Source organism: Armatimonadota bacterium, from assembly GCA_031432545.1.
Taxonomy (GTDB): domain Bacteria; phylum Sysuimicrobiota; class Sysuimicrobiia; order Sysuimicrobiales; family Sysuimicrobiaceae; genus Caldifonticola; species Caldifonticola tengchongensis.
Window position 1 is genome coordinate 535478 of sequence record JAVKGX010000001.1, and the last position, 12147, is coordinate 547624.

The 12147-nt window shown below is 69.9% G+C and carries 9 protein-coding genes; all 9 read left to right on the forward strand.

Features of this window, described 5'->3' with window-relative positions:
* The first annotated feature begins 28 nt into the window (after positions 1-28).
* The 9 genes from QN163_02720 (at position 29) to QN163_02760 (ending at position 12084) form a co-directional block, all read left to right on the forward strand.
* Positions 29-328, forward strand: a complete 300-nt coding sequence (locus tag QN163_02720) for a hypothetical protein (GenBank protein MDR5682926.1) — start codon at positions 29-31, stop codon at positions 326-328.
* A 165-nt stretch (positions 329-493) separates the two neighbouring features.
* The gene (locus QN163_02725) at positions 494-2284 is read left to right on the forward strand and encodes a hypothetical protein (protein MDR5682927.1); all 1791 of its coding nucleotides are present in this window, start codon (positions 494-496) and stop codon (positions 2282-2284) included.
* A gap of 114 nt (positions 2285-2398) precedes the next feature.
* Positions 2399-6748 (forward strand): translocation/assembly module TamB domain-containing protein, encoded by a 4350-nt coding sequence (locus QN163_02730; GenBank protein MDR5682928.1) that lies wholly within the window; start codon positions 2399-2401, stop codon positions 6746-6748.
* Positions 6749-6770: 22 nt separating this feature from the next.
* Entirely contained in the window at positions 6771-7418 is a 648-nt protein-coding gene (locus QN163_02735; protein ID MDR5682929.1) for a sigma-70 family RNA polymerase sigma factor, read from the forward strand.
* Between the two features lie 22 nt (positions 7419-7440).
* Entirely contained in the window at positions 7441-7992 is a 552-nt protein-coding gene (locus QN163_02740; protein ID MDR5682930.1) for a hypothetical protein, read from the forward strand.
* Positions 7993-8043: 51 nt separating this feature from the next.
* Positions 8044-9864, forward strand: coding sequence for a BamA/TamA family outer membrane protein (locus QN163_02745; protein MDR5682931.1), 1821 nt, complete (start codon positions 8044-8046; stop codon positions 9862-9864).
* Between the two features lie 88 nt (positions 9865-9952).
* Positions 9953-10405, forward strand: a complete 453-nt coding sequence (locus QN163_02750) for an OmpH family outer membrane protein (protein ID MDR5682932.1) — start codon at positions 9953-9955, stop codon at positions 10403-10405.
* 5 nt (positions 10406-10410) lie between these two features.
* On the forward strand, positions 10411-11607 hold the full coding sequence (locus QN163_02755; GenBank protein ID MDR5682933.1) for a hypothetical protein: 1197 nt from the start codon (positions 10411-10413) through the stop codon (positions 11605-11607).
* Between the two features lie 6 nt (positions 11608-11613).
* On the forward strand, positions 11614-12084 hold the full coding sequence (locus tag QN163_02760) for an OmpH family outer membrane protein (GenBank protein ID MDR5682934.1): 471 nt from the start codon (positions 11614-11616) through the stop codon (positions 12082-12084).
* Positions 12085-12147 lie beyond the last annotated feature (63 nt).

Below are 12147 nucleotides of genomic sequence, written 5' to 3' on the forward strand. Positions count from 1 at the left end.
CGCACGTAGCGGTAGCATGACGGTAGGGATGCGACGCCACTGGCCGCTTGCCGCTGTCGTGCTGCTGGCGCTGGGGGCTGCCGTCCTGGCGGCTCCTGCGCCCGACCCCAACCTCGTGCGCGCCACGATCGGCGGCGTGGTCGTCCAGACGGTCGCCGTCGGAGACGCCGTCGAGGAGGGCGTCCCCCTGGTGTTCGTCCGAACCGCCACCAAGCCTCGGGAGGTCGCCGCCCGCGCTCCACGGGACGCCGAGGTCGCAGACGTGCTGGTCCGCGTGGGCGAGCGCATTCGGGTTGGCGACCCCGTCGTCCGCCTGACCGCTCCGTAGCGCCTCCAGCCCGTCCGACCCTGGCTTCCGGCCGCGGGCATGCGGCTTTGCCTGCCCGGCAAGGAGGACTCCACGCGACATCGTTACGGTGCGCGCACACTGCTTGTGATAGCATGTTTCCGCGTGCTCCCCGAAGTTCGAGTCTGGGTAGCAGGGGTGTCTTGTATGAATCGGAAGGCCTGGGTCCAGGTTTCCTACGCTGTCCTGATCATCGCGCTCGTGCTCCCAGCGAGCGCAGCGGTGGCGCAGGACGACCCCGCGATCCTGCCCGTGGACGCGATTCGGCCAGGGATGCGGGGCGTGGGCCGCACCGTGATTCGCGGCACACGCATCGAGGAGTTCCCGTTCGAGGTGCTCGGCGTCACCCAGGGACCGCCGGGCAAGCTGGTTTTGTTCCGGGCCGGCGGTGAGGTGATCCGCCGCAGCGGAGGCACGGCTGCGGGCATGAGCGGCAGCCCGATGTACATCGGCGGGCGGATGGCCGGCGCGCTCTCGTACGGGTACGTCTTCGCCGGACCGGACAGCGACTTGGGGCTGTTCACGCCGATCGAGGCAATGCTCGCCGTCCTGCGCGGCGGTCGCGGCGCCGGTCGGCCGTCGGGGGTGGTGGCGCTGGATCGCCCGCAGCGCATCGGCGGACGCGTCGTGCATGCGATCGCTCTCACCGCCAGCGCCGAAGAAGCACAGCGCATCGAGGCGGGGCGCGGACCCGTCGCGGCGATGGCGCCGGTCGCCGTCCCGCTGCTGGTCTCGGGGGCCAGCCCGCGCGCTTTCCGCATGCTGGAAGAGACTTTGCGTTCGGCCAACGTCGTCCCGATCCAGAGCTACGGGGGCACCCGCACGTTTCCCGAAGCACCGCTGGTGCCCGGCAGCGCGGTCGGCGTGGCACTCGTTCGGGGCGACCTGACGGTCGCCTCGATCGGCACGCTGTCCTACCGGAGGGGTCGCGAGTTCTTGGCCTTCGGCCACCCGATGTTCGGATTCGGGGAGTCCGACTACATGCTGACGACCGCCTACGTGCACACCGTTGTGCGCGCCCAGCGACTGCCCTTCAAGGAGGGCGACATCGGTTCGGTCGTCGGTGTGGTCTCGCAAGACCGGATCGCCGCCATCGGAGGGGAGGTCGGTCGGCTGCCGCGCGTGTTCAACGTCATGGTGACGGTGAACGACCAGGAAACCGGTCGTCGGGTCGAGCTGAGCGCGCAGATGATCCGGCGAGAGGACCTGGCGCAGCTGCTGGCGCCGCAGGTCGCCCTGGCGGCGCTGGACCGCGCGTGGGACGCAGTCGGCGCCGGCACCGCCGAGGTCAAACTTACGCTGCGCGGTGGCGGCTTGCCGCGTCCGGTGGAACGCACCAATCTCTTCTACAGCGGCCGCGACGTGGCCGTCGCCTCGGTCCTCGACATCCCGGACGCCATCAGGCTGCTGTTCAACAACGAGTACGCACCCATCAGGGCGACCGACCTGAGGGTGGAGGTGACGCTCACGCGCCGCCGGGTCACGGCGACGATCGCCGAGGCCCAGGTCGAGAGCCGTACGGTGCCGCAGGGCGGCCAGCTGCGGGTGCGGCTGCGCGTGCGACCCTACCAGGAGGAGGATCAGCTGTCGCGCGTCGTTGAGGTCGCAATCCCTCGCAACTTCCCGAAGGGGCCGACGCTGCTGGTCGTCAGCGGCGCCGGCAGCATGCGCGACGACGTGCCCCCGGACGTCCAGTTCGTGCAGAAGCTGCGCAGCGAGCCGCCGGCGTCGCCGTTCGACAAACTCGACGACGCCCTGCGGTTCTTCCAGGAGTTCGGACGCAACACCGACATCCTGATCCAGCTGATCCCGTTCGGGGTGCCGCCCAGCGACGATCCGACCAAACGCTTCATCTACTTCGACCAGTTCGCGGGACGGCTCGTGCGGACACCCTGGGTCGTCAAGGGCGAAGTGGTGATCCCGATCGTCGTGGACTGAATGGCGCAGACGGGCGAACCTTTCCCCCGTATGGGTCCGTAGGACCAGGCAGGACCGGGCCCCTGCCGGGCGACGTTGCATGCGTCGGCGGGGCCGACCAGATGCCGTGTGCGCATGCGAAGGGCCATTTCGATCGCAGCACTCGCACTCTTCGTCGCACTCTTGCTCGCGACCGCCACGGCGCTGTACCTGCTGCGCACCGGGGCAGTCGCCGACCGCATCCGCGGCGAAATGATGCGCGCCCTGCAAGACGCGCTCGGCCGCGATGTGTCCGTGGGGCGGCTGCGGGGCGACCCGTGGAGGGGGATCGTCCTGGAGGACATCCGGATCGCGCGCCACGAGCACCTGGCCGAGGGGGCGTTGCTGCGCGCCCGTTCGGCGACCATCACGTTCGACTTCGGCGCGCTGCTCGTTGACCTGTGGTCGGGCAGCCGCACCACCATCCCCGCGATCCGGCGTGTGGCCGTGGACGCTCCCATCCTCGCCCTGGTGCGCGGGGCGGACGGTCGGTGGAACGTGGAAGACCTCTTCCGTCCGCCACCGCCCGAAGCCCCGCCGACGCCGCCACCACCTGCGTTTCGCGGTGAGATCCACATCGCCCAAGGCGTGGTGCACTATCTGGATCGGTTCACCAGCCCGCACCTCGACTTCCGGGCCCTGCTGACCAACGTCGAGGCGACGTTCTCGCTGCGCGACAACCCGTTGCTGCGCGTCGCCGGGCGCGGCCGCGCCGCTGCCGGTGGGCCCTCGGACGTCGAGGTGCGCGGCTGGGTGCAGATCGAAGACGGCACACTCGATGTGGACCTGCGCGCCGACGGGTTTCCGGTGAGCACGTGGGGGAACTACTTGCTGCCGAGCCCGCGCGTGCGCTGGGAACGCGGCGCCGCGTCGGCGGCGCTGCATCTGTACAGCGTCCCGCACGCCGCCGGACCGACCCTGGACTTCCAGGGTACGGTGGATTTGCACGGCGCCGCAGTGCGACTGCTGCCGGAGGGGATTTCGCTGACCGGGCTGGTGGGTCGCATGCAGGTCGAAACGACGGCGCTGCGGACGGATGCGCTGCGGGTCCAGGCCGGCCGCGGCTCCGCCCGGGTGCGGGGTGAGGTGCTGCTGGCCGGCAGGGGGCAGCTGGATCTGGAGGTGGACGCACAGCGCCTCGACCTGGCGGTGGTGCGCCGCCTGTTCTTCCCGAACGCCGTGGCGATGCGGGGAGAGGCGACTGGCAGGCTGCGTCTTTTCGGACCGATGGACGCGGTGCGCATCCAGGGCAGCGTGCGCTCACCTCGGGCGGTGATCGAGGAGGTTGCTGTCCACAACGTGGCGACGGATCTGCACTATGCCGGCGGCATGCTGGCGCTGACGAACCTGCACGCGGCCGCCGCCGGTGGGATGCTTCGCGCCGACCTCGTCTTGGGCACCGAGGACGCGCGGTACTTCGCGGCGGCGACCGTCGAGCGCCTGCCGACCGATCTGGCCGGGGGGTTCGGCTTGGTGCTGCCGGTGCAGACACGGGCGAGCGGCTCTCTCATTGTGGGCGGCGGCCCCGATGGTCAACGGGTGGTCGGTGCCCTCGCCGGCGAGGGCGGTTCGGCATTCGGGTTTCCGATCGACACCCTGCGCGCCAGTTTCGCCTACGACGGTGGCCGCCTGCGTCTGCACAGCGCCGTGGCACGGCGCGGTCCGATGTCACTGGCGGCGTCGGGGACCGTCTTCGAGGGCGGCGATCTGGACGTCTTCGCCGTTGCACGCGGCGTGCCGCTGCGGCTGGTGACGGACCGCATCGGGAGTGCCGACCAGCTCGGCGGAACGCTCGGCTACGCGGGGCGCATCCGTGGCAGTTCTCAGATGCCGGTGCTCGACGGCACCGTACTCCTCACCGACGGTTTCGTGGGTCCGCTTGCGTTCGACGACTGGGTGGGGGAGCTGACCCTGTCTTTTGCACAACTGGACGTGCGGTGGTCGACCCTGCGCGACGGCACCGATCTGTACGGCATCGCCGGTCAGGCGCGCTGGGGTGCTGACCCGCGGCTTGCCCTCACGATGCGGACCGAGGGTGTGCGCGCGTCGCGCCTGGCCGAACTGGCACTGCTGCCCGTCCCGGTGGACGGACGCGTGGAGGGGGCGCTGCGGGTCACGGGGACGCCGCAACGCCCACGGGTGGACGGCGACGTGCGCCTGCTGCGCGGGGCGGTCGCCGGCCAGCGGGTAGACGAAGCGCGCGCGCGTTTCGTCTGGCAATCCGGCCGGCTACACCTGCAGGAGGCGACCGGGCGCGCCAACAGTTCCACGCTGCGGCTGGCCGGCACGGTCGACGAGCGGGGCGGGCTGCGGCTGTCGCTGCTAGCCGACCGCATCCGGCTGGAGGAGATTGGCGCACTGGCCAACCCGTACTTACGCGTCCGGGGCGACGTGAGCCTGGAAGGATCGCTGACCGGAACCGTCGGCGACCCGGTGATCGACGCCCGGGTGAACTCCAGCCGCATCGTCTTGAACGGGCAGGTCTTCGACGGCGTCGACGGGCGCGCGCGGTGGCGGTCGGGTGTGCTGTCGCTGCTGCCGCTGCGTCTGCACCAAGGCCGTTCCACCTACGTCGCCGAGGGCTGGTTGAGGCCTGTGGGCACGCCGACGGCGCAGCTCTCGTTGGATGTCCGCGATGGACGGCTGGCCACACTGCTGGCCATCTCCGACAGCCCGCTGGACATGGACGGCCTGCTGGAGGGCCGCCTGGCGCTGTCCGGACCGCTGGCCAATCCGCGCGCGGAGTTGAACCTGTCGATGCGCGACGGACATTACAACCGGTACCCGATTCGATCGGCGATCGGGCGGTTGGTCCTGAGCGACCGGAGGATCACGATCCGCGATCTGGAGGTGGTGCCCAAGCAGGGGCGCCTGCGGGCCGAGGGGTTCGTGGACCTGGACGGTGCAAGCGAGATCGAAATCGGCGGCGAGGGACTGGAGGTCGACGCGCTGCGACCCGTGCTGCGTCTGCGCCACCCGCTGGCCGGCACCATGGACTTTACGCTGCAGATGTCCGGTCCGCTGTCCGAGCCCGTCGTCGGACTCTCGCTGCAGGCTGCGGAGTTCGGTGTGGGCGCCCCGGCCGTCGATCGCGTGCTGGGACAGGTCTTCTACCGGGAGGGAACGATCAACATCCAGCAGATCCTGCTCGAAGCGCACGGACAGCGGGCCCGGATCGAAGGCCAGATTCCCGCGCGCGCCGACAGACTGTCGCTGGATCCGACACGGCCGCTGTCCCTGCGGCTGTCCGCGGACGGGACGGACCTGAGCCTGCTCCGGCTACTGACCCCTTCCGTGGAGGAGGCAACCGGCACCCTAGAGTTCCAGGTGGACGTGACCGGCACGACCGCCGAGCCTGCGATGGCAGGGTTCGCGCGCGTGCGCTCGGGCGGGTTGCGGATCGGCGGGCTGAACCAGCCGATCGAGGACCTCCAGCTCGATCTGCGCTTCGACCAAAGCCGCGCCGTCTTGGAGCGCCTGCACGCAGACGTCGGCGGCGGGCGGCTGGCGGCCAACGGGCAGGTGACGTTCCGAGACCTGCGTCCGGATGCAGCGGACCTGCGGATGGGTGCAACTGGGATCCGGATCGAGGTCCCGCCCGTCTACCGAGGCCGGGTCGACGGCGAGATCCGGTTGGACGGCCCCCTATCCGCCTTGCGCCTGAGCGGCCGCATCACGCTGGGTGCAGGCGAGTTGCTGCTGGCTCTGCCTGCCGCCACCACGAGTGCGAACCGGGCCGCCTTTCCGCTCTCATTCGCCCTCGACCTGGTCGCCGGCGACGACCTGTTCGTGGTCGCTGGTCCCGTCCGGCTGGGTGTGAGCGGCCAGCTGCGGTTGGGCGGCACGCTGGCGCGGCCCACGCTCGCCGGGACCGTGTCTGCAGGAGCGGGGGAGTTCCACGCGTTCGGGACCACGTTCGTGCTGGAGGAAGGCACGGCCACGTTCCAGGAGTTCCGCGGCGTAGAGCCGATGATCACGGCGCGGGCGCGGACGCGCGTGGGGGACACCACGGTCTTCGTGCACATCCGAGGCACACCGGGCGACATGCAGCTGTCGCTGTCGAGCGATCCGCCGCTGCCGCACGATCGCATCGTGGCGTTGCTGGCAGCGCAGACGGGAATCTCTCAGGCACTGGAGGGGAACGTCGAGGCGCTGCTGCGTCAGCAGTTGACGCGCCTGCTGTTCGGCGAGTTCGAAGCGCGGTTGCGTCAGGCGCTGGGGTTGAGCGAGCTGCGGATCGAGTATGATTTCGAGAGTCCGCTGCGGCTGCGGCTGGGTCAGTTGCTGGTTGAGAACCTGTACCTGACCCTGACGACGATCTTCGATGCGCAGACACGGTTCATCTGGGCGCTGGAGTACCGGTTCTCTCCCAGCGTCGCGTTGGCGTTCACGTACGACCAGCGAGGTCTGTGGCTGCTCTTGCTGCGTGCCCGGTTCGCATGGTAGGAAGCACAGTCCGGAGGTCGCGGTGTTCGACGACTACCTGAAAGAGCTTCGTAAGGTCCGCACCCTAACCGCTCCACAGGAACGTCGGCTGTGGGAGCGGTACAAGCTGCGGGGCGACCTCCGCGCGCGGAGGCGGCTCATCGAGGCGTACCAGCCGCTGGTGTTCAAGACGGTCATGGCGCTGCGCCTTCCGCCCGCGGTGCTCATGGACATGATCCAAGAGGGTACCGTGGGGCTGATCGAGGCGGTGGAGCGCTTCGATCCGGCGCGCGGTTTTCGGTTCTCGACGTTCGCCACCTACCGCATCCGAGGAAACGTGCTCAACGCACTGCGCAGGGAAAAGGGCGGGGTGCTGTCGCTGGAACAGGAACTGATGGCGCACACCGATCTGCCCGTGGCGACGCGGCTCGCGGACCCGGCTGCCCTGGAGGCGCTGGGCGCGGTGGAAGACGGGGTGTTCCTTGAGCAGGTCCTGCAAGCCATCGGCCGCTTGCCGGCCCGTGAGCGCGCGATCCTCTACGCGTTCTTCTTCGAGTCCAAAGAGCCGCAGGTGGTCGCACAGGAGATGCAGATCAGCGTCTCGCACATGTACCGGCTGCAGAAGCAGGCGATCGCGCGCGTTCGCGAGATCCTCTTCCCGCCGCCGTCGCCGGGGCCGCAACAGGTTTGACAGGGGCTGGATACTAGAAACCGTGAATCCCGTCGATCCCGCCGGGCGCGTGCTGCTCCACATGGTGGATGCCGAGGCGTGGCTGCGCCGCGCCCGGAGGGAGTGGCGACGGGGCGCGCGCGCGCGGACGCTGCTCACCCTCTCGCTGGCGGAAGCGGAGGTGCGCGTCGCGCGGCAGGAGGCGCTGTCGGCACCGCTGCCCACCCGTCGGACCTCCGCGGCGCGGCTGGCCGTCGCGGCGGCCTGTGCGGCCCTGGTCGGGATCCTCGGAGCCGGTGTCTGGTCGGGCATGCAGTGGGACGACTCCGACGGGACCGCCCGCGGCGTGATCGCCCGTCCTACTGAGGCGCGGATGCTGTCGCTGGGGTACGTGCCCGGCGTTGTCCTCCGACTCGTCGCTCCCGCGCGCGACGCCCTGTCCTCCGACCCGCGCCCGGCGCCGCTGGGCGGGCGGGACGGCGTTTTGACCCCCCTCCTGGTCGGCAGCGACGGGTGGACCCTGGAGCGGGGCGGCTTTGGGGAACCCTCGCTCCCCTGGTGGCTCCCCGACCCTGGGGGGACGGAGACGCCCTAGGTCTCAGGATGGGGTCCCGCGGCCAGACCTGTTGTGTTGGCGGAGGTGCGCGTGTGGCGGCGTAGTCGTCGGGTCGTGTTCGCGTGGTTGGTGATCGCCGCAGTGGCGGCGGCCCAGGGTGCGCTCGCGCAGACGCCCGCGCCCACCCCTTCACCCGCACCCACCCCGTCGCCGTCGCCCACGCCCGCGACCACCCCCACGCCGGCGCCGACGCCGGAGCGCCCGGTGCGGATCACCGAGATCCTCGTCCGCGGTACCGAACGCGTCTCCCCGGAGGTCGTGTTCGGTGCGATCGGGTCGCGCGTGGGTGAGTTCCTGGATCGGGACCGTGTGCGCCAGGACGTCGAGCAGATCCTGGCCCTCGGCCTGTTCGCGGACGTCGTCGTGCGCATCGAGGCCACCGCCGAGGGCGTGCAGATCGTCTTCATCGTCATCGAGAACCCGGTGGTCGAGCGGGTCGAGATCACGGGCAACACCGTCGTCTCCACGGAAGACATCCGACGGGTGCTGGGCGTGAGGGAAGGTGAGGTCCTCAACACCGTGGACCTGCGTGCCGGGGCGCGGAACGTCGAGAGGGTCTACCAGGACCGGGGCTACGTCCTGGTGCGGGTGTCCGACCTGGAGTTCCGGCCGGACGGCACGCTGCGGGTGGAGATCCGGGAGGGCGTGCTGGAGAGGATCGAACTGCGCGGACTGCGCAGGACCCGGCCGGCACTTGTGCACCGCGTGCTGGCGATTCGGGAAGGCGAGGTCTTCAACATCAACCGGGTCAACCGCGACCTCCAGGAGGTGTTCGAGACTGGCGTGTTCGAGAACGTTCGGGCGACCCCGCAGCCGGGCTCGGACCCGGACAAAGTCCTGCTGGTCATCGAGTTCGAAGAGCGCCAGAGCCGCGAGTTCGGTTTCGGCGTCGGGTACAGCCCGGAGGCGGGATTCCTGGGCAACGTCCAGTTCACGGAGCGCAACCTGCACGGGATGGGCCGCACGATCACCCTGTCTTACAACCGCAACGTCAGCTCGCTGATCGGAGGGATCGGGGAGTCGCCGATCACAGGGCAGCCGGCAGAGAACATCGTGATCCAGTACCGTGACCCGTGGTTCTTGGAGCGGGGCCAGTCGCTGGCCCTCGAGCTGCACGACACGACGCAGACCGTCGATGATCCGGTGCTGGGCGTGAAGTACGCGCAGACGCTACTGGGCGGCTCGGCGACGCTTTCGCGCAGGTGGACGAACGAGCTCAGCGGGGCGCTCACGTTGCGCACCGAGCAGACCAGCTTCGCGGTGCTCGAGGGTACCTCTCCGGTGCCGCTGACACCGGGTCTGGTGAACGCGCTGAAGGTGGACGCGCTGTTCGACCTGCGCGACGACCCGCGCGATGCCCGGCGGGGCTTCCGAGCCAGCGGGTCGGTCGAGTACGCCTTCCGGTTCCTGGGGGGGGACTTCGAGTTCCTCAAGTACCAGGCCGAGTACGTCCACTACTTCCCGCTGTGGGAGGGTACGCTGGTCGGGCGAATCCGCGCGGCCGCGTCCACCGGATTCTTGCCCCTGCAGGAGCAGTATTTCCTGGGCGGCCAGAACAGCGTCCGCGGCCTGCCCGGCGGCGCGTTTCGCGGCAACAGCATGGCGTTGGCCACCCTCGAGTACCGCCTGCCGCTGGCGGCCGTCTTCCCCGACCTGCGGGACATCACCGCGATCCTGTTCGCGGACGCCGGTGGCATCTCCGCGTCGGGGTTCGGCTTCGTCGAGACCGTGCAGTTCTCGTACGGCGTCGGGGTGCTGATCCGATCCCCGATCGGTCCCATCCGCGTCGACTACGCGTTCGGCCCCAACGGCCGGACGCAGACATGGCTGTACTTCGGGCATCCGTTTTGAAGACGACAGCGGGCAGTGATAGCATTCGCTGGGCGCGTGCTTGAGATCTACGGGGCAGCCGGTCGGGCCGGCTGAGGAGGGGACGAAGGTGGACCGCAAGACCAAGATCCTCATGATCGCGGTCGGAGCACTCGTCGCCGTGGCGCTCGCCGTGTGGGGTCTGATGGTGACGGGCGGAACGGCGATCGGCCAGCAGCTCACGATCGGGTACGTGGACATGCAGCGGGCGCTGGACAGCCATCCGAGGAAGGCCAGTTCGGAGGAAGCTCTGAATCAGTTCGCTCGCGCGCGCATGACGCAGGCGCAGCAGCAGGCGCGCGGCAGGTCGCAGGCGGAGCAGACGCGCCTGATGCAGCAGGCGCAGCAGGAGATCCTCCGCCGGCGGACCGAGCTGCTGTCGGCCCTGGACAAGGACATCCGGGCCGCGGTCGAAAAGGTGGCGCGTGAAGCGGGCGTCATGATCGTCCTGGATCGTTCCGTCGTGCTGTACGGAGGCACGGACCTGACGGAACCCGTGATTCGGGAACTGAAGGGGAACTGATCCGGATGCACGTGCTTCGGCTCGCCGCTGCGCTGTCGGCGGCGCTCTTGCTGACCGGTTGCGCCGGCACCCCGCGGTCGGTACCCTCGCCGAGCCCGGTGGCGGCGACCCCGCGCGCCACGCGCGTGGGACTGGTCGACCTGGACCGCGTCGCCGAGCAGCATCCCCGGGCGCAGGAGCTGGCGGCGCTGCGCCGCAGGGTCGCCGAGACCGAGGTGGCAATGCGCATCCCGCTCGCGCCGCCCCAGATCGCGCAGCCGCAGATCCGCGACCTCGGACCGCGCCTGCAGGCCCGCACCCGGGAACTGCTCGAACAGCAGGCGGCGGAGCTCCGCCGGACATACCAGGAAGAACTCCGCGTGCTCGAGCGGCAGGGCAAAGAGGAGGTCGAGCGGTTCGCCCGGCAGGTCCAGGCCGAGCAGCAGGAAAAGCTCACCCAGCGGCAGGAGGCGCTGCAGGCGGAACTCCACGCGCGTGCGGAGGCCAAGCGCAAGGAGATGGAGCCCAAGCTCCGCGCCTACGAGGGGGAGGTCGCGCGGGAGTACCGGATCCCGCTGCTCAACCTGCGCCTGAAACTCGAGGCCGTGCAGCACACCGATCGGCAGCAGTTCGAGAGGCTGGTGGCCGAGTACGAGAGGCTGCAGCGAGAGCGCGAGGCGAAGGTCGCTGCCTTCCAGGCCGAGCAGCAAAAGGAGTTCGAGGCGTTCGTCAAGGAAAGCGAGGAGCAGGCGCGCTCGCAGATGGAAGCCTACCGCGCGGAGCTGGAAGCCGAGGCGCGTCGGCGCATCGAAGAGCGCGAGGCCATCGTGCGCAACCGTCTGCGCGAGGCGGCGGCGGCGCGAGAGCGCCAGTTCCGGGAGGTCATGCGCGCCAGGGAGCGCGAGCTCGTCAGTGGTGCGCAGGGAGAGGCCCGGGACGCGGTGGCGGCTGCGCGGCGCGAGCTGGAGCGGATCGTCGAGGAGGCCCGCGCGAAGTATGTGGCAGAAGAACGCGCGCGCCAGGAGCAGTTGCAGAGCCAGCTGGTGGCCCTGCGCACCCAGCAGGCGAACCTGGAGACCGCGATCCTCGCGGAGGTCCGCATAGAGGTGGCCGCGATCGCTCTGGAGCAGAACCTGGACGTTGTGCTGGTGCGCTACGTCTCCCACATCGGTGGCGTCGACATCACCGACCAGGTGCTGCGTCGATTGAGGAACAAGAGGTAGTTCTGGATGTCGTGTGTCGGACGCCGTGTGTTTGCGGTCGGTCGTCGGTCCTCTGTGCGCGCGACCCGTCGCCTCCGGTTCGCCGTCGGAGGGTTGGCGGCGCTGATCGTCGCGCTCGTGTCGGTGGGCTGCCAGCGGCCCCAGATCGGTGTCGTGGACACGCAGCGCATCCTGGAGGAGAGCGTGCTGGCGCTGTCGCTGCAAAAGCAACTCAACGACCGCGAGAAGTTGATGGCGGCCGACCTGGCCGTCGCCGCCCAGCGCCTGGACCGCAGGGCGCTGGAGGAGCAGCGGTTGCTGTACCTGCGCGAACTCGAGCAGATGCGCGCCGACTTCGAGGAGCGGCTGAACCGAAGGCTGCGGGAGGTGGTCCAGGAGGTCGCGCGCGAAGAGAGGATCCGCGTGGTCCTCGCGAAGGGCCCTTCGGTCTACGGCGGGAGGGACCTGACGAATCGGGTGATCGAGAGGTTGAAGTAGCGGGCCCAGCGCACTCCGCGGGGGTGGGGTCGCCGTGGCGGCCCCTTTCGCATATCTGGGGGC

What these genes read in the sequence shown, in the direction of transcription:
- QN163_02730 (MDR5682928.1), top strand. Translation starts at nt 2,399, where the DNA reads ATGCGAAGGGCCATTTCGATCGCAGCACTCGCACTCTTCGTCGCACTC.
- QN163_02755 (MDR5682933.1), top strand. Translation starts at nt 10,411, where the DNA reads ATGCACGTGCTTCGGCTCGCCGCTGCGCTGTCGGCGGCGCTCTTGCTG.
- QN163_02760 (MDR5682934.1), top strand. Translation starts at nt 11,614, where the DNA reads ATGTCGTGTGTCGGACGCCGTGTGTTTGCGGTCGGTCGTCGGTCCTCT.
- QN163_02725 (MDR5682927.1), top strand. Translation starts at nt 494, where the DNA reads ATGAATCGGAAGGCCTGGGTCCAGGTTTCCTACGCTGTCCTGATCATC.
- QN163_02720 (MDR5682926.1), top strand. Translation starts at nt 29, where the DNA reads ATGCGACGCCACTGGCCGCTTGCCGCTGTCGTGCTGCTGGCGCTGGGG.